This is a genomic window from Paenibacillus sp. fava2 (assembly GCF_058313675.1).
In genome coordinates this window covers 6169037-6192094 of record NZ_CM177755.1, presented here as the reverse complement: position 1 = coordinate 6192094, position 23058 = coordinate 6169037, and the positions used below count along the sequence as shown (strand labels likewise).

Sequence of the window (23058 nt, the reverse complement as noted above, 5' to 3'; positions counted from 1 at the left end):
AAGAGAAACATAAAGAGTTTCGTAAAGGAATTAAAGCTGTTCATTATGACATAGAATGCAGGGCGGCAAGAAAAGAAGATTACCGCAAATACAGAGCACAGATGAAACAATTGATGAACAATGAACGGTATGAACTTCTAGTGATTATCAACGGACAGGCGGATGGATTACTGGTGAGCAAACAATAGACATTTCGAAAAAAGGGAGCCCGTTATTCAATGGGCTTCCATTTTTAGGATACAGGGCAGGATAATGCAAAGTTTCAACGAATTCAACTTTTGAGGTGAGGAATTGTGAAAACCGTATTTATTGTTCAGCATTCTTATGAAGTCGGAGAAGACGGATTATATGATGAGACAAAACTAATAGGAGTTTATTCCTCTAAAGAAAAAGCAGAATCAGTAGTAGAAAGATACAAAGAACTTTCAGGTTTTAAAGATCGGGCAGATGCTTTTTACATTAGTGAATATGAAATGGATAAGGATAATTGGACAGAGGGATTCATTAAATGGTCAGAGGCGAATGAACGGAGATGATAAATCTGAAGTTGTTTATTGAATGGCTAAACCGCAATCGGATCATTCGATGCGGAGCCTGTAACACTGAGGTTAATATTTATGCGTATTGCTCTAATAAATCGCAGATTTTGTACTGCTGTGCATGTAATGAATATTATATTAGAGCGGACGATAGCTCACTCATATTTAAGTATGAAGTTCCCGAGGGACTTTTAAAGATATGGGAGATGGACCCTTATAATAGTTATTATAAAGGTGTTCCTATTAGTGAAGCATACGAGCCCAAATGGATTAAATTTCTCCGTAGATTATTCTGACGGGCAGGATAGTCTAAACGTTTAGTAAATTACTTATTGATAAGGAATATGTACGAATATCATGAATATCACGTTATATGAAATTACTGCGAGGTATTAAACGGCTAAATAATATACAACTGTGGGAGAGGTATAATATGTTTGAAAACCTTGATTTCAGACCAGGAGTTGTTAAATGGAACTCATATAATTTAAGTCCGCAAGATATGACTGATATTAAATGGTTAAGTGAAGATATGTTTATGGTCGAATATCCCAAGGGATACTTAATTGATGTCGGGTGGTATGGCAGATTTTCAACTCTTAACGGCGTTTTCATTATATATATTATCAAGAACACAGAATGGAGCAACCCAGTATTCAAAGAAGAATATCGGTCAGTAACAGAATTGTATGAAGGAATGAATATAGCAATCCATAAAATAAACCAGTTAATAAAGTGAAAGTTGATTGAAAGTAAATTGAATATAGCAGTAACAACATATAACACTATATTCAAATACTGGGCATTCACTCCTCGGTCCAGCAATGATTTGGGATTTTACAAACGGGAAACGATAGCTCAATACAGACAAAAGCAGCCGGTCTTTAGGACCGGCTGCTTTTGTTTGCGTTAACGGGCAGATTAATTTATTTATGGAAAGTCTCGATTGTACTTTGTTACGGTCTGATCGAGGTTTACAGATCGACTTTCCAGTTGCCCATCATTTTGGCGACGTTCGGATCCAGGTAAGAGCCGAAGAGGCTAGACCCCGTATCAAGAGCAGCAATTTGTTCCATATCCTCTGAACGGAGCTCAAAATCAAAAATATTAATGTTCTCGGCAATGCGCTCTTTTCTGACTGATTTTGGAATAACGACGATCCCGCGCTGAACAAGCCAGCGCAATACAACTTGGGCAACAGATTTGTTGTGTTTTTCTGCCAGCGAGGCCAATACTTCGTTACCGAATAAGTTGTTGAGACCTTCAGCAAACGGGGCCCACGATTGGTGCTGTACTCCCTGTTCTTTCATAAAAGCTGCACTCTCTGCCTGCTGGTAGAACGGATGCGTTTCGATCTGGTTGACGGCGGGTGCTATTTCGTTATGGACAATCAGGTCCATTAGACGGTCAGGCAGGAAATTGCTGACCCCGATTGCCTTGCTTTTGCCTTCGCGGTACAGTTCTTCCATCGCCCGCCAAGCGCCATAGTAATCGCCGAATGGCTGGTGAATCAGGTACAGATCGAGATAGTCAAGCTTAAGCTTCTTAAGGGATTTATTAAACGCCAGCTTAGCACTCTCGTAGCCGGCATCCTGAACCCAGAGCTTGGTTGTGATGAACAGCTCCTCACGCGGTATACCGCTGCGCTTAATCGCGCGGCCTACCGCTTCCTCATTTAGATAACCGGCGGCGGTATCGATTAAGCGGTAACCGGCCATCAGCGCTTCATAGACGGCGTTCTCGCATTCCTGAGCATCAGGAATCTGGTAAACTCCGAAGCCGATGAGCGGCATTTTTACACCATTGTTTAAAATAACGTTGTGCATTGTCATTCCTCCCGGTTAAATGTTTAACAGCAATTGCGCGTAGCCCCTGAACCGGACATTTCAGCAGGGATATCACCTGCGGCTCATTTGCGTTACACTAACCTTAGGTCCTTCGTGTTACACGAAGTCAAGCTGATCTCAAAAAAATAAAAGGAGGAGTTCATATGCATACAGTCAAAGAAGCCGCCTTAATTACGGGACTCACTGAGCACGCAATACGCTTTTACACGGACAAAGGTCTGGTGCCAAGCATACAGCGCAATCAGAACAATATTCGGATATTTGACGAAGAATCGATTAACTGGCTGCATGGCATCAAATGCCTCAAACAATCCGGGATGCCGATTGAAGTCATCAAAATGTATGTGGATCTCTGTCTTGAAGGAGATTCCACCGTCTCGCAGCGCTACGCACTCATGATGGAGCATAAAGAGGATGCAATCGCCAAGCTTGAGGAAGCCAAACAGCACATTGCCCATTTGGAACAAAAAACCGCCCTCTATCAGGCTATTTTGGAGCAACGCTCTCCTGATACAATGAATCCGGGCAACTGGGACAAAATCAAGCATATGCATAGTGACGTATTTTACTCGCCAGCATCACATAAAGCGAATCATAGCGGTTAGAAGGAAGGGGACATAATAATGAGTCAAGATGAATTATTCATGAAAGAAGCCATTAGACTTTCTCAGCTTGCTGTTGAGCATGGTAACGAGCCTTTTGGTGCTGTCTTGGTTAAAGAAGGTGAAATTGTTTATAGCAACGAGAACCAGATTTATTCCGCGAGTGATCCAACGTTCCATGCAGAAGCGGGATTGCTGCGTAAATTCTGTGCAGAAACACACATTACCGATTTACAGGAGTACACGTTATATTCAAGCTGTGAACCATGTTTTATGTGCTCTGGTGCGATGGTTTGGACCAAGCTTGGGCGACTCGTGTATGCTGCCAGTGATATCGATCTTTGTGATCTTTTGGACGAGCAGGGAAGTAACGCTTCTCATATTGTATTTGAACACTCTTATCATAAACCTGAAGTTACAGGCGGCATATTGCGTGAAGAAAGCCTTAAGATATTGTCCAGCTATTTCCCGCACAACCAAAAAGGCTAAAAGCTCCAACATAAAGGAAAACATTGGCTCAATAAAGACATGAGCGCAGCCGATCGGCATGATTGAATACCCTCCTATTTTTGATTGTAAGAGAAAAACACTTCGTTCGTGTGGCCAGGGATTAATTGGTCGTTTCAAGGGGGTTAAGGAGGCTGACAAAGGCTTTAAAATCGATATTTTATTGCTATCTAATGTGTGTTAAGGTTATTTTGTTGATTCGAATCAAACACCATTCAACATTAAGTGAGGTTGCTCAATGGAGTTTGTATTATATCTTGTTCTCATTTTGTCAGGTACCAAATTAGCCGGTCATATTGCAGTCCGCCTCGGGCAGCCGTCTGTTCTTGGCGAATTGCTTATAGGGATTATTTTAGGGCCAGCCATCTTAGGGTGGATACAGGATGGTGAGTTCATTCATTTTTTTGCCGAAATCGGTGTTCTGCTATTAATGTTTATGGCCGGGCTTGAGACAGATCTGGACCAGCTGAAGAAGAATTGGAAGTCTGCATTTGCGGTTGCTGTATGCGGTATTCTATTGCCTCTGGCTGGCGGGTTTGGAGCAGGTGAACTGTTCGGATTATCATCAGCCCATTCCTTATTCCTGGGAGTGCTGCTGAGTGCAACCTCAGTAAGTATTACTGTACAGGTGTTAAAGGAAATGAACAGGCTTGATTCAAGGGAAGCCACTACCATATTAGGGGCAGCAGTTGTGGACGATGTGCTTGTGGTTGTTCTCCTGGCCATTCTTACCAGTTTCTTCGGGACAGGGACTGGAGGGGATATATCAATTGGTCTGCTGCTTGGTAAAAAACTGATCTTTTTTGCGGGCGTCTTCCTCGCCGGATGGTGGGTGGTTCCGAGAGCGCTAAAGCTATTATCCCGGCTGAAGGTTACTGAACCGTTGATCAGCATTGCCCTGGTTTTCTGTTTTGCTTTTGCCTATTTTGGAGAAAAAATGGGGATTGCCGGCATTATCGGAGCTTTTGCAGCGGGGCTGGCGGTTTCACAAACGGCTTACAAGCATGAGATAGAGGATAAAGTTGAGGCCATATCCTACTCCGTCTTTGTCCCTGTTTTCTTTGTAAGCATCGGACTTAATGTGTCTTTCAATGGAGTAGGGAATCAGATTGGGCTTCTGGTTGTCCTGACGGTTGTGGCTGTACTGACGAAACTTTTGGGTGGTGCTGCGGGAGCGAGGTTAACCGGGTTTAACGGCCGTTCCTCGATTGCTATTGGTACAGGCATGGTATCCAGAGGTGAGGTTGCATTAATCATTGCTGCTACGGGGATGCAGTCCGGATTGCTTCTTCCTGAATATTTTACGACTGTGATTATTACCATCATCCTTACTACGCTTATTGCGCCGCCTTTACTAAAGATTGTTTTTAGTACAGCTGCTGACAGTAAGGGCGCATAGCATATGGCTCCAGAATGTAAAAGGCAGTTTGATAAAAGACTCAGGCCAGTGAAAATATTCACTGGCCTGAGCTGGTTCTCTCTAAAGATATAATTCCTCCGTATAACTTCAAAGCAGTTTCTCCATAATCATCACATCAATAAACTCCCCATCCATAATCCCCTGCTTCTCAAATACACCAACCTGCCGGTAGCCCATCTTCCGGTACAGCCCTTGACCGCTCTCATTGAACGGAAAGGTAAAGAGGACGATTTTATAAAAGCTGTTTTCCTTTGCGGCCTTGTGTAAGGACTCCAGCAGAGAACTACCCACACCCTGTCCGCGAAAGCTTCGGTCAATGTAGACAGAGAGATCAGCAACCCCGTTATAGGCGCAGCGGTGCGAGTAGGGGTTCAGGGAGGCCCAGCCAATGACTTCACCTTCTCGTTCAGCGGCCAAAACGCTAAAACGGCCTTGGTGATCGTTGAACCATGCTTCCATATAGGAGTAATCTTTAGTCTCTGTTTCAAGTGTAGCGATCCGGTCCTCGATCCCCTGATTGTAGATACGCAGAATACTTCCGATATCCGCTGGTGTGGCCTGACGAACAGTTAATGGACTGATCATATGAACATCTCCTTAAGATTACTTTCTCGCCTTAATTACAGCAGACACGATGTACTCGTCAATGTTCGCGCCGGGAACCCAATCTTTAATAAAGGTTCTGGATTCGTCTTTTGGCTCAATACGGATCTCAGTAAAGCCGCTTTCGTGAAGCATCTGCTCTACATCAGCAATGGAAGAGGCTCCGGAGATACAACCCGAATAATATTCGTCCAGGTCATTTTTGATCTCAGGGGGAAGCTCAGCTGTCGTTACGATATCAGAGATGGCCAGACGGCCGCCCGGCTGAAGGACACGATAGGCCTCACGGAATACTTGCTGTTTGTCAGGTGAGAGGTTAATCACGCAGTTGGAGATAATCACGTTTACCGAATGGTCAGCGACGGGGAGATGCTCAATTTCGCCCAGTCTGAATTCCGTATTGTTGAACCTGCCTTTAACAGCATTATCTCTTGCGCGGCTGATCATCTCAGGTGTCATATCCACCCCGATAACATGGCCACGGTCACCTACCTGCCGGGATGCCAGGAAGCAATCGAATCCGCCGCCGCTCCCGAGATCCAGAACATGCTCACCAGCCTGCAGTTCAGCAATAGCCTGCGGATTACCGCAACCAAGGCCTAAATTTGCCCCCTCGGGAACTGCAGCTAGATCACTGCCGGAATAACCCAGCTTGGCGGATATGGCATCGAAATCAGCCGGGGAGTCACAGCAGCTGCTGCCGGCGGGTGTGCCGCAGGAAGAGGATGCTTCGAGCTTTTTTACTGCAACTTTTTGGTAACGCCCCCGTACATTTTGCCGGATCTGATCATTAGTAAGTTTGGTCATGCTTATACACTCCTTAGTTAAAAATATTTGCAATATGCAAGTATAAGCGAAGAGAAATCACCCTTTTACAGGTGCGCAGCAATTGCTGGATTTCCCCATGGCATCGTTGAAAAGCTTAATGGACCGCAGTAATGTTTCTACTTCAAACTCACTCATATGGGAGAAGGCTTCATTCAGATATTCATTCATTTGTTGATCAATCGTTGTGGCTGCCATTTTCCCTTCAGGAGTAAGTGACAGGTTATAAATTCTCCGGTCGGCGGGATCGGGCATCTTTTTAACGAGATTCATTTTCACCAAAGACTGGATTTGTCTGCTGAAGGTTGTAATGTCAGTGCCAAGTGTTTCGGCGACTTGCTGCATGGAAGGATTATGGCTCCGGTCTATCTCGTATAGCAGGTGGCTGTGGGTTGCAGAAAGCGTACATCCCCTTACACTGCAGCAATCTTTGTTGAGTAATCCTAAACGCCGGCTCATGATCTGGAATAGTTCTCGTGGAGTTTCCATTGTTTTCACCTCTTGCACCAGTTATATCGCAATTAATTGCAAAATGCAAATATTTAATTTGCTTGGTTGATAATTGATCATCAAGGCCTTAGAATATAAGTGTCGTCTTATATACGGAGAGAGGAGATTTAGAATTGGACATATTAAATGATCTTGCAGAAGATTTAAAGCTCCTTGGAGATAAGACACGTCTAACGATTCTTACACTTCTAAAAGAGCGGGAGTGTTGCGTATGTGAATTCGTGGATCTCTTTGATATTTCTCAGCCGGCCGTTAGTCAGCATCTGCGCAAATTAAAAAGCAGTGGAATGGTAAAGGAACAGAAGAGGGGGCAGTGGGTGTATTACTCTTTGAATATTGAAGATAAGCCTCATGTTAAGGCGATTTTAAATCTTACCCCTGATGCTAATACCGTTTTATCGCAATTGAATAAGCCGTCTAAGGCTGTTTGCTGCGAATAATATTTTGATATTGAATATATAAGCATATAATTATATAATGATGCCGGGATTAAACTTAACTCTATGAAGGGAATGCTCTAATGTGTAGGAGTTAGACATAATTTGGGGGAATTCATTTGGTAGTTCTGGCAAGCCTAATATTTATAGTTACCTTGATTTTTGTCATTTGGCAGCCTAAACATCTGTCCATCGGATGGTCTGCCTGCGGCGGAGCGTTACTCGCTTTACTTGCCGGTGCAGTCAGCTTTAATGATGTTCTGGACGTTACGCTGATTGTCTGGAATGCCACACTGGCCTTTGTTGCAATCATCCTGATCTCGCTGATCCTCGATAAAATTGGCTTTTTTGAATGGGCTGCTTTACATATGGCCAGGGCTGCCGGCGGGAATGGAACCCGGATGTTTATCTATGTCATCATTCTTGGCGCCATAGTAGCGGCGTTTTTTGCTAACGACGGGGCAGCGCTCATCCTAACACCGATTGTGCTGGCTATGGTCCGTGCGCTTAATTTTGATGAGAAAAAGGTTTTTCCATTCATCATTGCCAGCGGGTTTATAGCAGATACGACGTCTTTGCCGCTGGTTGTAAGCAATCTGGTAAATATCGTATCGGCTGATTTTTTCGGGCTGACCTTTATGGAATATGCCGGACGGATGTTCATGCCCACCCTATTTTCCTTAGGGGCAAGTATTATGGTGCTCTATCTCTTCTTCCGAAAAAGTATTCCAAGAAATTTTGATAGCTCCCGGCTGAAAAAACCTGAAGAAGCTATTAAAGACAAGCAGATGTTCAAGTTATCCTGGTTTGTACTTGCGGTTCTGCTGGCAGGGTACTTTGTCAGTGAGTTCCTGAACATTCCGGTATCTGTAGTGGCCGGCATCATCGCTGTCTTTTTCTTGCTAATGGCAAGGAAAAGTCCTGCTGTACCGGTAATGGAAGTGGTGAAGGGGGCACCTTGGGCCATTGTCTTCTTTTCCATCGGCATGTATGTTGTCGTATATGGTCTGAGAAACGCCGGGCTTACGAATGTATTAGCAGATGCCATCCAGGGCGTTGCGGATCAAGGGCTGTTTACAGCAACGATGGGGATGGGCTTTATTGCCGCAGTGATCTCCTCCATAATGAACAACATGCCTACCGTAATGATTGACGCACTGGCCATTGATGCTACACACACCTCGGGAGCGATCAGGGAAGCTTTGATTTATGCGAATGTTATTGGTTCTGACTTAGGACCGAAGATAACACCGATTGGTTCGCTGGCTACCTTACTGTGGCTGCATGTGCTTTCCACCAAAGGAGTAAAGATATCCTGGGGAACATATTTCAAAACAGGTATTATCCTGACGATCCCTACTCTGTTCATTACACTGCTTGGCCTATATATAACGTTAACCCTATTTTAAACTCAAAGGAGATTGCAACTCATGGATAAGAAAACCATTTACTTTTTGTGTACAGGAAACTCCTGCCGGAGCCAGATGGCTGAAGGCTGGGCCAAGAAATACTTGGGTGATGAATGGAATGTATACAGTGCCGGAATAGAAGCTCACGGTTTGAACCCGAAAGCTGTTAAGGCAATGAGCGAGGCCGGAATGGATATCTCCAATCAAACCTCAGATATTATTGATCCGCAGCTGCTGAATAGCTCCGATCTCGTCATTACCTTGTGTGGGGATGCGGCAGATAAATGCCCGGTTACTCCTCCTCAGGTAAAACGTGAGCACTGGGGATTCGATGATCCGGCAAAAGCCCAAGGCACAGAAGAGGAGAAGTGGGCGGTCTTCCAGCGGGTCCGTGATCAGGTGGGTGAGCGCATCAAACAATTTGCTGAAACAGGAAAATAATGAAGAATAACAGGCTATTTCCTAATGGAGATAGTCTTTTTTTATACCACGCAAGCCGTTGAAAAATCTATTTGTAAGCTGAATGAAATCTGTTGCGCAGGCAGTTGAACGGATGTATATTATGGATTGAATTTAATGACGGCTTCCATGGGTAATATAACTTTAAAAAAGTCGGGTGAGGCAGACGATGATTTCGGTGAAAAGATTACTGATCGGACGGCCGCTGAAGTCGGAGCAGCTGGGCGAGCAGAAATTGAACAAGACAAAAGCGCTGGCCATTCTTTCATCAGATGCTTTATCCTCGGTTGCTTATGGACCGGAGCAGATTCTGCTTGTGCTGATAACGATCGGCGCTGCAGCCTTCTGGTATTCCATACCCATTGCCATCGGGGTGCTTGTACTGTTGACTGCACTGATCTTATCCTACAGGCAAATTATTTATGCTTATCCGCTGGGCGGCGGAGCTTATGTGGTTTCCAAGGAGAATCTGGGCAAATATCCGGGGCTGATCGCCGGGGGCTCGCTGCTGGTCGATTATATCCTGACGGTAGCGGTGAGTGTATCGGCGGGTACGGATGCGATTACTTCGGCTTTTCCCAGTCTGCATCCGTATAATGTACCGATCGCCATTCTGTTTGTACTGCTGATCACAACCCTGAATTTACGCGGGGTTACCGAATCGGCGTCGTTTCTGGCATATCCGGTGTATCTGTTCGTGCTGGCGATCTTTATTATGCTCGGCGTGGGCCTGTTCCGGATTGTGGCCGGCGATGTCCCGGCAGAGCTGCATACGCCTATTGGGACACCGGTCGCAGGCATCAGCCTGTTTCTGCTGCTGCGGGCCTTTGCCTCAGGGAGCTCGGCGCTGACAGGGGTAGAAGCCATATCCAACGCCATTCCCAACTTCAAGGCGCCTGCCCCGAACAATGCGGCCAAGACACTCGCTGCCATGGGTATTCTGCTCGCGGTGCTGTTTTCCGGTATCGTTCTTCTGGCTTACTACTACGGTGTGACCCCGAATGAGCAGGTCACCGTCGTTTCGGAAATTGCGGAGCAGGTGTTTGGCCGGAATTTCATGTACTTTTTTATCCAGGGCACGACTGCGCTTATTCTGATCCTGGCGGCAAATACGGGCTACTCGGCCTTTCCGCTGCTGGCGGTTAATCTGGCCAAGGATAAGTTTATTCCAAGAATGTTCACCGTCCGCGGTGACCGGCTCGGATACTCCAACGGCATTCTCAGCCTCGGAGTATTGTCTATCCTGCTGATTATTGCCTTTGAAGGCCGCACGGAGCATCTGATTCCACTGTACGCGGTCGGGGTATTTATTCCCTTTACCCTGTCCCAGACCGGGATGATGGTCAAGTGGATCCGGGAGAAGCCTGCGGGCTGGGCCGGCAAGCTGGCCATTAACACAACGGGAGCGCTGATCAGCTTCGTCGTCACCATCATGTTCTTCCTGACCAAGTTCCCGCAGGTTTGGCCGGTGCTGGTCTTCCTGCCGCTGATTATTCTGCTCTTTTACCGGATCCGCAAGCATTATGAGGCCGTGGCCGACCAGCTGCGTCTCTCCACCTGTGAGGAGGAGCCGCTGGCGATTGAAGGGAATGTGATTATCCTGCCGGTGGCCGGGATTACGCATGTCGTAGAGAACTCGCTGCGCTATGCACAGTCACTGTCCGCCAGCCAGATTATTGCCGTCCATGTGCCTTTTGAGCGGGAGGAAGAGCAAATTTTTGAGGAAAAGTGGAAAAGGTTCCATCCCGAAATCAGGCTTGTGTCGCTGTACTCGCCTTACCGAAGCATCATTCATCCCTTGATCAAATTTATCGATACGGTCCAGCGCAAGGCGAATGAATCGCATTACCAGGTGACGGTGATCGTGCCGCAGTTCATTCCCAAGAAAGGCTGGCACAACATTCTTCATAACCAGTCCAGTCTGCTGATCCGCACGCATCTGCTGTACCGCAGAAATGTAATTATTACTACAGTGCCCTATCATTTGAAAAAATAATCAGGCCAAGGGGCAGAGCGGGAACCTTTCCCGGTTCTGCCCTTTTGTGCGGAGGGGAGACGTAGCCGTAAATCAGTTATAATGGACAGGAGACGGGGGAACAGGAGGGATCGGATTGAAAAAGACGGATCGTCATGGCGCCGGTTCTTTCCGGCTGAAGCTGCGCATTTCCGGCCTGATTATGCTGCTGTTATCAGCACTATTGCTAGGCGGCTGCGCCAGCGGAACAGCCCATGTGACAGTGAAAAAGGACGGGAGCCTCCAGCTGGCGTTCAGTATGCTGCTCAGTGCGCGGGTGGAGTCGCTGGCTGGCGGCAAGCTGGAGGAAGTGCTGTCTGAGAGGCTGGCGGCCGCGGGTATTGAGCTGGACAAGAGTCAAAGCGGCAGCTCAACGGAGTACAAGTTCCTGAAGACCTACGGGTCGTTTGAAGAGCTGCAGCAAAATGCCGGCAGCCTGGATATTATAGATACTGAGGTTGCCCAGGCTGACAAATGGCTGTACACACGTTATGAGGTCACGGCCCAGCCGAAGCTGAATGCCTACACGGATGAGATTATTGACAGCATCGGCAGCCTGAATGTGCCGGAATCGCTGGTCCGCCTGATGCTGCAGAATCTGTCGGTCAATTTCAAATTGACACTGCCTTATAACCTGTACGGGCCTAACAATGCGGACAGCCAGGAAGGCAACACCCTGACCTGGCGGATCAGCATGGCGGATACTGAGCCTGTCCGGCTGGTGGTCTACGTGCCGCAGGTTCAGAACCTTGCCATAGCAGGCGGAGGACTTGTACTGGTGCTTGGTGCTGGGGCATACTTTCTTGTCCGGCTAATCCGGGCAAGAAAGAGCAGACCGGTCAAGCAGTAACATCACCGGCCTCGCGGGTAGCAGAAGCCGCCGGCATCAGCATTTATGCTGAATTGCCGGCGGCTTGGTCGTGTTCAGGCTCAATAATCATCCGGCACGGCACGGGGACGCGAGACGGCATTATCGCGGTATTGGCCCGGGGTCATGCCCTCCTGCTTGCGGAAGGAACGGATGAAGTTCTGCGAGTTGTTGTACCGCAGACGGGCGGCAATGTCCTTGATTGGCATATCGGTTTCCTCCAGCCATTTCTTGGCCATCTTGAACCGGTACATCGCCAGGTATTCGCTGAAATAATACTGTGTCTCCTTGCGGAAGACACTGCTGATATAGTTGGCATTGTAATGCAGGCGTGAGGCACATTCCTCAAGCGTCAGATCTTTATCATAATCATGCTGCACAATATCAATGATTTTCTCGGAAATGTTATGATACTGCGCATTCTGCCGGCTGTGAAAAATCCGGATCATCGGCAGAATCACAATACTCCAGAACCAGTCCTCGATTTCAGCAACGATGTGAAGATCCGTCAGCTCCTCGAACAGCGAGCCGTTCACATGGTAGATCTGATTCAGACTGATCCCCGACTCCTGCATCATAATCAGGATATTGCCGAGCAGGCGGTTAAGCGGTATCTGATACTCCTGCGGCGACAGCCCCGGCTTAAAAATACAGCCGAACAGCTTATGCAGCAGCTCCTTCGCCTTGTCGGCATCCGCCAGCTTGATGGCATCCATCAGATCATTTTCGGTATGCACCGGATAGTTCAGATTGAGATAATGATTGCCGGAGTTGATATTTTCGTATTGGATGATGATGCCCTTGCCGAGCGTAATCCGGTATTTCAGCGCTTCAAGGCTCTCCTTATAGGCGATAGGCAGCTTATCAATGTTGTGGAACGGCAGACTCATCCCGATACTCACCTGCAGTTTGAGAACATTGTTAATCTCCTGCTGCAGACTCTCCGTCAAGGCATAGAGCGTCCGGTGAAAAGCTTCGGCATTGCCTTCCGTGCTCCCGATCAGTGTAACGACAGTATGGTCAATGATAACCGGAGCCAGCCGCTCTCCCGGCGGCACCAGCTCTTCGATCATATTATGGGCTGCGAACAGCAGCAGATGGAGATCCTTTTTGTCATAGCTGTTTTCAGATGAATAGTCGATGCTGAGTGTTATGACGGCCATTGTCCCCCAGTCGTCTACTAATGGACGGTACCCGTATTGCTCCAGCTCTTCGAGCAGCTCGCGCTTTTTTATATTGCCCTGAAAGGCTTTGGTCAGAAAAAAGGTACGGACCTGCCGGATATGCTGGTTCAGCTCCTTCTCCAGCTGCGACTTGGACTGGAACAGATGGTGCATCTGCTCGCCGATCGACTGGAACTCGTCCGTGAACCGGGACTTGATCCCCGGCCGGCGCAGCCCCATCTGATTGAGTAGCCGCTGTATTGGAGAATACATCCGCCGGGAGCCAAGCCACGCTGTCAGGACTGACAGCAGCAGCATTAAAGCGCAGATCAGCAGGGTGTAGGTTCCGATTTTGGAGGACTCCTTGGTAAGTCCTTTGATGGATGTGACCGACAGATAGGTCCAGCCGTTCAGCTGTGAACGCAGATAGGTTGCGGAATAATCCTGTTTGCCGATAACCGTCTTGAATTGTCCGTTTGTTTTGCTCATGCCGGATACAAGCGCAAAATCATTAAAGCCGCCTGCCTCAGCCGGACTGCCGATCAGCGTTTTGTCGGGATGGAGCAGAATGCGTCCGGATTCATCCAGTATGATGATGCTGTCCAGCGGGTCAATCTCCGAGTTGATGAAGTCCTGCAGGCTGCAGGCCGGAATGTTGGCAAGCGCCAGCCCGTATTTTTGCAGCTTACCTACCGGCAGCTTCTTGATCAGACTGATACTGTAATCGCAGCCGGTAACATTGACGCTCTCCTCGCTGTAGAACAGGGAAGAAGGATTCAGCACCCAGGAGGTCGAGTCAGAGACGTTCATCAGGTTGGCCAGCTGCTCATAATTCCGGTATTCGTTCAGGCGGTAGAGCCCGGAATTTTTGATCATCCAGTTCTCCCGCTGATTCAGCAGAATAACATCCTCCAGCTTCGTATCAAAGGACTGCATGTTGCGGATTTCGGTTCTCAATTCATTATATAAAATGAAATCGGTTACATTTAACGGGTTATTCAATGCTTTTTTGAGCACTGAGGAGTTGACGACCTGGTTTAAAGTCTGATTGACAGTAGTCAGCTTATGCTCTACATTTGAGTTAATTTGTAAAATGAGTTCCATTTTGCTTTTGTTAACATTTTTTTGAATTTCGCTGGAGGATGTGAGATAAGAGAATGAACCGATAAACAGTACCGGAATCGTGCTGATCACAAAGGTAAACAGCGTTAATTTACTCAGAAAGCTTAAGTGTTTCACAGCATTCAACACCTTTTCTTTAATAGAAGCAGTCTGCTTTAAGTGTATGCATCACGGAGGATAATAACAATAATCATCTGGTGCCGCAATAATCATTTTCTCTAATAATGACTGCTGTTTGAAGATTATTCAATAATTAGCAGTTATATTAAACCATACATAGCTTATGATTAATAGGATTCTCTCTTAAATGAACGGGTTCACGATGGTCCGGGCCATAATTAAGAAAGCGATTACAAATTGAACTATACTATAAAGTCTGATTAGGAGGATGCGGGAATGTTCGGAAGACTCATACGGGGAAAAGTAATCCGGTATTGCTGTCTGCTTGTCTTACTCCCGGCAATATGGTTAAGTGCATGCAGTGATGCAAATCCGGCCCGGCCGGAAACGGGAGAGGCTCTGCCGCTGATCTCTATTCTGGCCCCGCTGCATTTTCCTTCACAGCCGTCCAAAGAAATTGTGAGTGAGATTGAGCAGCTGACGGGTGTGAAGCTTGCGATTACCTGGGTACCGGAGGGTGTCTACACCGATAAAATGAACACGGCCCTGACAACCAATTCGCTTGGCAAGGTTACCTTCGTCAAATTTACCGATTATAATCTGGTCAAAAACGCGGTCCGCTCCGATGCCTTCTGGGAGATCGGCCCTTATCTTGCGGAATTCCCGAATCTGAAGCAGCTGGATCCGGCCATTCTCGGCCAGACTGCGGTGGACGGCAAAATTTACGGCCTGTATACCGAGCGCCCTTCGTCAAGACAAGGGATCATTATCCGCCAGGATTGGCTGGATCGGCTTAAGCTCGGCCGGCCGCAGACGCTGGATGAGCTCTATGAGGTTATGAAGCAGTTCACCTACAATGATCCGGACGGCAACGGGAAGCAGGACACCATCGGCCTGGTGGACCGCAATGACCTGGTCTATGGCGTTTTCAAAACGCTAAGCTCCTACTTCGGCACACCTAACAACTGGAAGCTGGAGAACGGGCAGTTCATTCCGGAATTTGCCACGCCCGAATACATGGACACGATGAATTTCATGCATAAATTATATGTAGAAAAAATTATTAACCAGGATTTCGCCCTGACCAGCAAGGAGGTACAGCGCGACAAATTTATCCGCGGCACCGCCGGGATCTTTATCGGCAGCATGACGGATGTGCAGCGGCTCTCAATAGAAGCGCAGGCGATCAATCCGGAGGCTGTGCTTACGCTGATTAACCGGATCAAAGGCCCTGACGGGTACAGAGTATGGTCCATTCCCAACTACAACGGGCTCTATCTATTCTCCAAAAAGGCGATAGCGACCGAGGACGAGCTGAAGGAGGTGCTGCGCTTTTTTGACCGGAGTATGGATAAGGATGTAGCCAATCTGATGATGTACGGAATCGAAGGCCGCCATTACAAGCTGCAGGACGGAAAGGTCATCCTGCCCGAGGAAACCTCGCAGCTGCGGGTCAATGAGGTCAATCCGCTCTATTCCCTGATGATCGCCGATATCAGCAACAAGAACGTTCTCGAGGTTGCGCAAAAAGAGCAGCTGACCGCTCTGGCCGAGCAATTGAGCCATGACAATGAGCAGTTTGTAGTGGATGATCCGACATTGACGCTCAGCTCCCCGGCCTATGACGAAAAAAACGTCGAGCTGTCTACGATTATTACCGATGCCACCTACAACTATATTATCGGCAATATGAATGCGGCGGAGTTTAATGCAGAAGTGGAGAAATGGAAATCGAGCGGCGGCAGCCTGATTATGGAGGAATATGCGGAGGCTCAGGCGAGGGCAGCAGCGAGCAGCAGGTAAGGTTGCCCGAAATAGGGCAGCATAGGCTAATTTGTCATGGATTCGTCTAGTTTGCAGGTACCCTGGCTGGACTATAATAGTAGAGACAGGAGGATGATGAATCCATGAAAAAAACAGTCTTGCTGACTGCCGGATTAGCAGTAGTCATCGCGGCAGGGGCTTACATCTTCGCGGAAAATAGCAGCCGTGAAGGTGCAAACCAAGACGCATCAATAGATACAGCAGCTCTTAAACAGATGGTGCAGGATTACAGCAGCCGCAGCCTGACAGCTGAATCAGCTTCCATATCATCGACGCAGCTGATCGTCAAAGAAACAGACGGCAAATCCGCCAGCTACAGCCTGCCAGAGGATGAATTTTTTGTCTCCATTGCACCTTATGTAACTAAGACACATCCGTGCGCCACTCATAGCCTGACTGGCTGCCAGGGAGAAATGCCGGAACAGGATTTCAGCGTATCGGTCCAGGATGCCGAGGGCAATCAGGTGATGGACAAGCAGACCGTACAATCCCAGCCAAACGGCTTCATCGATCTGTGGCTGCCTCGGGACAAGACTTATAATGTAACGATCGAACAGGACGGTAAAAAGGCAGTATCTGAAATTTCTACCTTTGAGCAAAATGATACGTGTGTGACTACGATGCAGCTGGGGTGAGGTTAGGCGTGGCAGTATAATTGAGTTTGAAATTCGGCTGGGCCCCAATCTTATTGTGGGAATTGCGCAGAAGTACGGGGCTGGTAAGTAACATTAAAGATAAGCAGAGCGAGGGTGCTCCTTTTATGGGAGCGGCCTTGTTCTGCTTTTTTTGGTTTTGAGGGCAGGGAACAAACTTGCTTTCGTGCTCTTCTGATCTTTGCCTTGGGCTGAGAGTCTGACATTGGCGCGCTTGGCGCTGTTTATCAGAGCGTCACAAGTGGCTAATGGACAGGGAGGCTGCGATGAACGCATCAGGCTCTGTTCTTGGGAGCTGCGCTAAATTCTAACGGACCCAGGAGACGTTAACCGGTGCTCTGCGCACGTTTTGGATTTCTAACGGACTCAGATGACGCTATTCATGCTGAAAAGCAGCAAAATGGGCCTTTCAGCAGCAAATAACGTCTCTGGTGTCCGTTAAACTCTGCGAGACCCCGAAATCCCGGAAATAACGTCATCTGAGTCCGTTAGACTGGCGGATTGAGTGCGAGTATTGGGGGTACGAGATGTGAGGGGCTGCAAAGTAACGTTGATTTATAGTTTGAGCAGCCAAGAGTGCAGATGGATCAGCAGCCAAGGTATTAGTTGTGTTCAACACACTTATAGAGCAGCAAACCCGGTCCCCGCACTACGTAACTGTGCATCGTACAACGATTGCCGCAGATCGGTTAAACAAACATTGACTCATACTCTGAGCAGCGCTAGGGTGCTAATGGATCAGCAATCAAGAGATTAGTGTGTTTAACAAACTAAAAGCAGCCAACCCAGTCCTCGCACTACGTAACTGTATATCCACAACTATTGCCGCTGATCAGTTAAACAAACTAGCTTTCGATGCCCCTTCTGCTCTTTGTTTAGCCTCATCGCTCCGCCCGCAGCATTTCCCGCCGCCAATCCAAGCGGCGGGCAAGACTTGCCCCTCTTTCACCCGGATAAGGTGAAAGGAAGCGCACCGGGAAGGCGGGAGCAGCGGAGGGGAAGTTTGGAACTGGAGGAGCGTCAGCGTCCGCCTGAAAGCTTTCCGTAGGAAAGCTAGCATCGGAAGCATATACTGTCTTCGGATTTCTACCGCTATCAGCGGTCATAATCAGGAAATTCGAAGACAACAGCGGCCGGAGGTCCAAACATTCCCCGCAGCAGCGAATAGCACCACCCGGATCCGCCTTAGCTTCATCGCCCTACACCCCGCTCTTTTAACTAACGATCTTCCTCTTAACTTATCCGCCCCTCATCACCCGATAATCATTTCCCCAGACTCCCGTCCCAAAAGCCCCATAATGAGTAAATGATTGTTTTCGTAACCTGGACTGAGCTGTAGTGTGAGGCATGTAACCAATTACAAGCCAAACGGAGGTCAAAAAGGTATGACGAAAAAATCCTTCACCCTGCTTCTCAGCTCACTGCTGACATTCAGCATGCTGACGGCAGCGTGCGGCAACAACAACAGCGGAAATGAAGCGGCGGCTACTAAAGATCCAGGCACCAGCGGCGGGAACACAACCACGGCCGCAACTACAGAACCGGCACCCGAGCCGGAGAAGCCGACAGAAATCAAAATCATGCTGCCGCTGAATACAGCGGAAACCCCGCCGGATACGATCAAGACAGAGCTGGAGAAGCTGACCAATACCAAGCTGACCTATCAGTTCTTCCCGGCGGATACCTATGAAGAAAAGCTGAATTCCTCCTTTGCCACCGGCTCGCTGCCGCAGGTAACGTACCTGAAGAATCAGACCACGTTCGTGCAGATGAGAGAAGCGATCAAGGACGGACAGTTCTGGGAGATCGGGCCGCTTTTAAGCGAATTCCCGAACCTCAACAAGCTAAAGCCGGAAATTCTGAACAACACCAAGGTGGACGGCAAGCTCTACTCTCTGTACATCGGACGTCCGCTGGCCCGCCAGGGTATCATTTACCGCAAGGACTGGGCGGATAAGCTGGGCCTGCAGGCTCCGGCTAACCTGGATGAGCTGTTCGCGATGGCGCAGGCTTTTACCGAAAAGGATCCTGACGGCAACGGTAAAAAAGATACCATCGGAGTCGTGGACCGCAACGAGCTGGTATATGGGGCATTCAAAACCGTCTCCGCCTGGTTCGGCACACCGAACACCTGGGGTGAGAAGGACGGCCAACTGGCACCGGATTTCACCTTCCCGCAATACATCGATACGATGGACTTCTTCAAAAAGCTGCGTGACGGCGGCTACATGAACAAAGACTTTGCAGCTACAAGTAAAACGGATGCCGTAAACATGTTCGTCAGCGGCAAAGCCGGGCTGTACATCGGCGGCTCGATGCAGGACATCGACACCCTGAACAAGGATCTGATCAAAAACTTCCCGGATGCCGTGCTCGATACACATAGTATGGTTGCCGGACCAGACGGAAAGTTCGCCCAGTGGATGATTCCAGGCTACAACAATGTCGTGCTGTTCCCGAAATCTGCGGTTAAGGACGAAGCGGAGCTGAAGAGCATTCTCGCCTTCTTCGATAAGATGATGACTCCTGAAGTATCGAACCTCATGTACTGGGGCATTGAAGGCACACACTATACCGTTGTAGACGGCAAGGCTAAACCGACTGACGACAAAGAGCTGATCGAACGCGAAGTTAAGGGCTACAAGGACAGCGTAATCGGTGAGTCCGAAACCAACGGCATGTACCAGAGCTATAACGTGCTGCCAGGCCGTATTCATGCGGAAGAGCTGATTCTTGAAAATGTGAAGGTAGGCGTCGCTGATCCGACTGCTGCCCTGGATTCTGCAACCTACACGTCGAAGGGCGTAGAGCTGCAGCAGATTATTACAGATGCCACTTACAACTACATCTATGGCCAGCTGGATAAAGCCGGTTTTGAAAAAGAAGTGGAAGCGTGGAAGAGCCGCGGCGGATCAGCCATTATCGAAGAATACAACGCAGTTTATAAAAAATAAGCGGAGCTCCTGAACCTACGCCCTGCGAGGGAACACCAGATATGGAAGGCTGGCGAAGCCGAGCCGCTTCGGCAGCCTTCTTTTATACGCACACAAACCCGCAGTCAGATGCGGAATCAGGAAACAGAAAGGGAGAGAACTATGCAGGATGTTACCGCTCAGCCGGGTACGGTCTCCAAGCTGAAGCCCAAAAGCTACAAGAGCAGCAGTGAGCTTAAAAAGCGGCTGTGGAGAAACAAGTATCTGTACATCATGCTGATACCGGGTATATTGTTTTTCGTTCTTTTTAAATATTTGCCGATGTACGGCCTGATTATTTCCTTTCAGGATTATAAGCCTTACCAGGGAATTACGGGCAGTGAATGGGTAGGCATGGAGCATTTCCAGCGTCTGTTCACCGAGCCGGACTTCCTGAACATTCTCGGCAACACGCTCATATTGTTCGGAATGAATATTCTGTTTTATTTTCCGGTACCGATTATTTTGGCTTTGATGCTGAATGAGCTTAGAGGCACCTTTTTCAAAAGGTTTTTCCAGACGCTGGTCTACCTGCCCCACTTCATGTCCTGGGTTATCATCGTTTCGATTACCTACGTTATGGTTACGATGGACGGCGGGATTATTAACGAGCTGCTCAGTTATTTTGGCTTCGAGCAGGTGAATTTCCTGCTGAATCCGGGCTGGTTCCGGCCGATGTACATCATCCAGATTATCTGGAGAGAAGCGGGCTGGGGCACGATTATCTATCTGGCTTCGATCGCTGCTATTGACCCCGGTCTGTATGAAGCTGCACGCATGGATGGAGCGGGACGGATGCGGCAAATCTGGCATATCACGCTTCCGGCGATCCGGAGTGTCATCATTACCCTGCTTATTCTGAAAATTGGTTCCGTGCTGGATCTGGGCTTCGAGCATGTCTATCTGATGCTGAACTCCATGAACCGGAATGTTGCGGAAATTATCGATACGTATGTCTATACTGCAGGACTAAGACAAGGCCAGTTCAGTTACAGTACGGCTATCGGATTCTTCAAGTCCATTATCGGGCTTATCATGGTTATGTCTGTTAACAAATTGTCCAAGAAAATGGGCGAAGAAGGCGTTTATTAAGCGAATTGAGAGACTGCGGGAGGAATAGAAGATGGTAGAGGACAGATCGCTGGGCGGCAGGGTGTTTGCCGCTGTTAACTTTACGCTGCTGGCGCTGATTGCGCTCATTACCGTGCTGCCGTTTGTGCATGTGGTCGCGGGTTCTTTTACGACAAGTGCAGAGATTGCGGCGAGCAAGTTTGTGCTGATTCCGAAGGTGTGGAGCCTGGAGGCTTATAAATTTATTTTTTCCACGGATACGATCTTCAAAGCAATGGGTGTCTCGATCGGCGTTACGCTGATTGGTACGCTGTTCAGTATGTTCATCACGGCGCTGATGGCCTATGGCCTGTCCAGAAAAGATCTCGACGGACGTAATGTGGTTAACTTCCTGGTTGTGTTCACAATGCTGTTCCATGGCGGGATGATTCCGACGTTCCTGGTGGTAAAAGAGCTGGGGCTGATCGATTCCTATGCGGCGCTTATTCTGCCGTCGGCGATCAGTGCATTCAATATGATTATTCTCAAAAACTTTTTCCAGAACATCCCCGAAGGCCTTGAGGAATCCGCCAAAATCGACGGCTGCAACGACTTCGGCATCCTGTTCCGGATCGTGCTCCCGCTGTCGATGCCGGCGATTGCTACGATTTCCCTGTTCTACGCGGTGACTTACTGGAACACTTACATGAGTGCGATTCTGTATCTGGATGACAGCGCCAAATGGCCGATTCAGGTCCTGCTGCGGCAGATCGTCGTTCTGGCCAGCGGGATGGATCACAGCGCTACACTTGATGCAGCCGTTCCGCCGCCAGACCAGTCGATCAAAATGGCGGTTATCGTAGTAGCAACACTGCCGATTCTGATGGTGTATCCGTTCCTGCAGAAGCATTTTGCCAAAGGTGCTATGCTCGGTTCAATGAAGGGTTAAGGAAAGGAAGATGAAGGATGATAGGCAGTCTGCCGGCAACACCAATAGAATGGGCCCGCAAGGCCTGCGATTCGTTAATGGACACTTACCAGGCGGGAGAGCTTCCTCCCGCCCACCGCTGGCATTACCATCAGGGCGTATTCCTGTGCGGAATGGAGCTGCTATGGTCTGCTTCGGGCGATGAGCGTTATCTGACATATATTCAGGAGTATGTAGATGATCTGGTGGATGAGCATGGCAATCTTTATTTTGCCCGTGACGAGCTGGATGCAGTTCAGGCGGGGCTGCTGCTGTTTACGCTGCATGAGCGGACCGGTCTTGAGAAGTATAAGATTGCCGCAGACAAGCTGCGTAATCTGCTGCGGACCGTGAACCGGACGAAAGAGGGCGGATATTGGCATAAGGACAAATATCCTTATCAGATGTGGCTTGACGGCCTGTATATGGCCGGGGTGTTCTCGCTGAAGTATGCGGATGCCTACGGCGAGCCGGAGCTGCGTCAGGCGGTGCTGCATCAGGAGCGGCTGATGCGCAAATATATGAAGGATGAAGCAACAGGTCTGCTCTATCACGCCTGGGATGAGAGTAGGCATATGCCTTGGGCCGATCCGCAAACGGGCTGCTCTCCAGAGTTCTGGAGCCGCTCACTCGGCTGGTACGGGCTGGCACTGTCACAGTTTCTGGAACTGCTGCCTGAGCAGGAGCCGGGGCGGGCGGAGCTCGCTGCTGCGCTAGGCGAATTCGTACAGGCGCTGATCCGTTATCAGGACAAGGAGAGCGGACTCTGGTATCAGGTTGTTGACAAAGGAGATGAGCCCGACAACTGGCTGGAGACCTCAGGTTCATGCCTGTTCGTGTATACCATTGCCAAGACGGTAAAACTCGGGCTGGCTCTTGAAGAGGCCGAGGCAGTTGCTGCTGCCCAAAAAGGGTACGAAGGCCTGATTGAGGCACTGCAGGAGGATGAACAGGGACGGCTGATTCTGCTGGACATCTGTATCGGTACCTCGGCAGGGGACTACGAGAATTATGTGACCCGTCCGAAAGTAAGCAATGACCTTCACGGCGTTGGGGCGCTGGTGATGGCCTGTGTGGAGATGGAGTCTTTGTACGAGATGCAGGAAGTGCAGGAAGTTCAGGAATGATGCTATTGACAGTTCACAGA

21 protein-coding genes are annotated in these 23058 nt (G+C 48.6%); 16 read left to right on the top strand and 5 right to left on the bottom strand.

Annotated elements, in window-relative coordinates:
* Positions 1 to 293: 293 nt before the first annotated feature.
* On the top strand, positions 294 to 536 hold the full coding sequence (locus AC4G46_RS27195; protein ID WP_491125449.1) for a DUF7336 domain-containing protein: 243 nt from the start codon (positions 294 to 296) through the stop codon (positions 534 to 536).
* A gap of 436 nt (positions 537 to 972) precedes the next feature.
* A complete protein-coding gene (locus AC4G46_RS27190) occupies positions 973 to 1278 on the top strand; it encodes a hypothetical protein (protein ID WP_491125448.1) in 306 nt (101 codons plus the stop codon).
* Positions 1279 to 1513: 235 nt separating this feature from the next.
* Here the strand turns inward: AC4G46_RS27190 and AC4G46_RS27185 are convergent, their stop codons facing one another.
* A complete protein-coding gene (locus tag AC4G46_RS27185) occupies positions 1514 to 2365 on the bottom strand; it encodes an aldo/keto reductase (RefSeq protein WP_491125447.1) in 852 nt (283 codons plus the stop codon).
* 164 nt (positions 2366 to 2529) lie between these two features.
* Here AC4G46_RS27185 and AC4G46_RS27180 point away from each other — a divergent pair, with 164 nt between their 5' ends.
* From AC4G46_RS27180 to AC4G46_RS27170, 3 genes are all read left to right on the top strand, one after another.
* A complete protein-coding gene (locus AC4G46_RS27180; RefSeq protein ID WP_491125446.1) occupies positions 2530 to 2991 on the top strand; it encodes a MerR family transcriptional regulator in 462 nt (153 codons plus the stop codon).
* 18 nt (positions 2992 to 3009) lie between these two features.
* Positions 3010 to 3477 (top strand): nucleoside deaminase, encoded by a 468-nt coding sequence (locus tag AC4G46_RS27175; protein ID WP_491125445.1) that lies wholly within the window; start codon positions 3010 to 3012, stop codon positions 3475 to 3477.
* Positions 3478 to 3733: 256 nt separating this feature from the next.
* The gene (locus tag AC4G46_RS27170; RefSeq protein ID WP_491125444.1) at positions 3734 to 4894 is read left to right on the top strand and encodes a cation:proton antiporter; all 1161 of its coding nucleotides are present in this window, start codon (positions 3734 to 3736) and stop codon (positions 4892 to 4894) included.
* A 108-nt stretch (positions 4895 to 5002) separates the two neighbouring features.
* Here AC4G46_RS27170 and AC4G46_RS27165 read toward each other — a convergent pair whose 3' ends face one another.
* From AC4G46_RS27165 to AC4G46_RS27155, 3 genes are read right to left on the bottom strand one after another with little or no spacing between them, the layout of a single operon-like run.
* Positions 5003 to 5497: an arsinothricin resistance N-acetyltransferase ArsN1 family A gene (locus tag AC4G46_RS27165; RefSeq protein WP_491128987.1), complete on the bottom strand. Its 495-nt coding sequence runs from the start codon at positions 5495 to 5497 to the stop codon at positions 5003 to 5005.
* A gap of 21 nt (positions 5498 to 5518) precedes the next feature.
* Positions 5519 to 6325, bottom strand: coding sequence for an arsenite methyltransferase (locus AC4G46_RS27160; protein WP_491125443.1), 807 nt, complete (start codon positions 6323 to 6325; stop codon positions 5519 to 5521).
* A 57-nt stretch (positions 6326 to 6382) separates the two neighbouring features.
* Positions 6383 to 6832 (bottom strand): MarR family winged helix-turn-helix transcriptional regulator, encoded by a 450-nt coding sequence (locus AC4G46_RS27155; protein ID WP_491125442.1) that lies wholly within the window; start codon positions 6830 to 6832, stop codon positions 6383 to 6385.
* Between the two features lie 134 nt (positions 6833 to 6966).
* On the opposite strand from AC4G46_RS27155, the gene AC4G46_RS27150 reads away from it, so the two are divergent.
* The 5 genes from AC4G46_RS27150 (at position 6967) to AC4G46_RS27130 (ending at position 12022) form a co-directional block, all read left to right on the top strand.
* A complete protein-coding gene (locus AC4G46_RS27150; protein WP_491125441.1) occupies positions 6967 to 7293 on the top strand; it encodes an ArsR/SmtB family transcription factor in 327 nt (108 codons plus the stop codon).
* Between the two features lie 110 nt (positions 7294 to 7403).
* Complete coding sequence (locus AC4G46_RS27145; RefSeq protein WP_491128986.1) at positions 7404 to 8699, top strand: arsenic transporter; 1296 nt, start codon at positions 7404 to 7406, stop codon at positions 8697 to 8699.
* A 21-nt stretch (positions 8700 to 8720) separates the two neighbouring features.
* Positions 8721 to 9140, top strand: coding sequence for an arsenate reductase (thioredoxin) (gene arsC / locus AC4G46_RS27140; RefSeq protein ID WP_491125440.1), 420 nt, complete (start codon positions 8721 to 8723; stop codon positions 9138 to 9140).
* A 187-nt stretch (positions 9141 to 9327) separates the two neighbouring features.
* Positions 9328 to 11154: an APC family permease gene (locus AC4G46_RS27135; protein WP_491125439.1), complete on the top strand. Its 1827-nt coding sequence runs from the start codon at positions 9328 to 9330 to the stop codon at positions 11152 to 11154.
* Positions 11155 to 11269: 115 nt separating this feature from the next.
* Positions 11270 to 12022 (top strand): hypothetical protein, encoded by a 753-nt coding sequence (locus AC4G46_RS27130; RefSeq protein WP_491125438.1) that lies wholly within the window; start codon positions 11270 to 11272, stop codon positions 12020 to 12022.
* 80 nt (positions 12023 to 12102) lie between these two features.
* On the opposite strand, the gene AC4G46_RS27125 is transcribed toward AC4G46_RS27130, so the two are convergent.
* Entirely contained in the window at positions 12103 to 14442 is a 2340-nt protein-coding gene (locus AC4G46_RS27125) for a helix-turn-helix domain-containing protein (protein ID WP_491125437.1), read from the bottom strand.
* A gap of 279 nt (positions 14443 to 14721) precedes the next feature.
* Between AC4G46_RS27125 and AC4G46_RS27120 the strand changes: the two genes are divergently transcribed.
* The 6 genes from AC4G46_RS27120 (at position 14722) to AC4G46_RS27095 (ending at position 23038) form a co-directional block, all read left to right on the top strand.
* The gene (locus AC4G46_RS27120; RefSeq protein ID WP_491125436.1) at positions 14722 to 16248 is read left to right on the top strand and encodes an extracellular solute-binding protein; all 1527 of its coding nucleotides are present in this window, start codon (positions 14722 to 14724) and stop codon (positions 16246 to 16248) included.
* Between the two features lie 104 nt (positions 16249 to 16352).
* On the top strand, positions 16353 to 16904 hold the full coding sequence (locus AC4G46_RS27115) for a CueP family metal-binding protein (RefSeq protein WP_491125435.1): 552 nt from the start codon (positions 16353 to 16355) through the stop codon (positions 16902 to 16904).
* Between the two features lie 1403 nt (positions 16905 to 18307).
* Positions 18308 to 19876 (top strand): extracellular solute-binding protein, encoded by a 1569-nt coding sequence (locus AC4G46_RS27110; RefSeq protein WP_491125434.1) that lies wholly within the window; start codon positions 18308 to 18310, stop codon positions 19874 to 19876.
* 141 nt (positions 19877 to 20017) lie between these two features.
* The gene (locus AC4G46_RS27105) at positions 20018 to 20986 is read left to right on the top strand and encodes an ABC transporter permease (protein WP_491125433.1); all 969 of its coding nucleotides are present in this window, start codon (positions 20018 to 20020) and stop codon (positions 20984 to 20986) included.
* Positions 20987 to 21017: 31 nt separating this feature from the next.
* Positions 21018 to 21893: a carbohydrate ABC transporter permease gene (locus AC4G46_RS27100; RefSeq protein WP_090718187.1), complete on the top strand. Its 876-nt coding sequence runs from the start codon at positions 21018 to 21020 to the stop codon at positions 21891 to 21893.
* Positions 21894 to 21910: 17 nt separating this feature from the next.
* The gene (locus tag AC4G46_RS27095) at positions 21911 to 23038 is read left to right on the top strand and encodes a glycoside hydrolase family 88/105 protein (RefSeq protein ID WP_491125432.1); all 1128 of its coding nucleotides are present in this window, start codon (positions 21911 to 21913) and stop codon (positions 23036 to 23038) included.
* Positions 23039 to 23058 lie beyond the last annotated feature (20 nt).

Bases quoted from the DNA above. Each gene is read 5' to 3' on its own strand.
- AC4G46_RS27170 (WP_491125444.1), top strand. From the start codon at position 3,734: ATGGAGTTTGTATTATATCTTGTTCTCATTTTGTCAGGTACCAAATTA.
- arsC (WP_491125440.1), top strand. From the start codon at position 8,721: ATGGATAAGAAAACCATTTACTTTTTGTGTACAGGAAACTCCTGCCGG.
- AC4G46_RS27155 (WP_491125442.1), bottom strand. From the start codon at position 6,832: ATGGAAACTCCACGAGAACTATTCCAGATCATGAGCCGGCGTTTAGGA.
- AC4G46_RS27180 (WP_491125446.1), top strand. From the start codon at position 2,530: ATGCATACAGTCAAAGAAGCCGCCTTAATTACGGGACTCACTGAGCAC.
- AC4G46_RS27095 (WP_491125432.1), top strand. From the start codon at position 21,911: ATGATAGGCAGTCTGCCGGCAACACCAATAGAATGGGCCCGCAAGGCC.
- AC4G46_RS27110 (WP_491125434.1), top strand. From the start codon at position 18,308: ATGACGAAAAAATCCTTCACCCTGCTTCTCAGCTCACTGCTGACATTC.
- AC4G46_RS27175 (WP_491125445.1), top strand. From the start codon at position 3,010: ATGAGTCAAGATGAATTATTCATGAAAGAAGCCATTAGACTTTCTCAG.
- AC4G46_RS27120 (WP_491125436.1), top strand. From the start codon at position 14,722: ATGTTCGGAAGACTCATACGGGGAAAAGTAATCCGGTATTGCTGTCTG.
- AC4G46_RS27115 (WP_491125435.1), top strand. From the start codon at position 16,353: ATGAAAAAAACAGTCTTGCTGACTGCCGGATTAGCAGTAGTCATCGCG.
- AC4G46_RS27105 (WP_491125433.1), top strand. From the start codon at position 20,018: ATGCAGGATGTTACCGCTCAGCCGGGTACGGTCTCCAAGCTGAAGCCC.
- AC4G46_RS27100 (WP_090718187.1), top strand. From the start codon at position 21,018: ATGGTAGAGGACAGATCGCTGGGCGGCAGGGTGTTTGCCGCTGTTAAC.
- AC4G46_RS27190 (WP_491125448.1), top strand. From the start codon at position 973: ATGTTTGAAAACCTTGATTTCAGACCAGGAGTTGTTAAATGGAACTCA.
- AC4G46_RS27185 (WP_491125447.1), bottom strand. From the start codon at position 2,365: ATGCACAACGTTATTTTAAACAATGGTGTAAAAATGCCGCTCATCGGC.
- AC4G46_RS27135 (WP_491125439.1), top strand. From the start codon at position 9,328: ATGATTTCGGTGAAAAGATTACTGATCGGACGGCCGCTGAAGTCGGAG.
- AC4G46_RS27160 (WP_491125443.1), bottom strand. From the start codon at position 6,325: ATGACCAAACTTACTAATGATCAGATCCGGCAAAATGTACGGGGGCGT.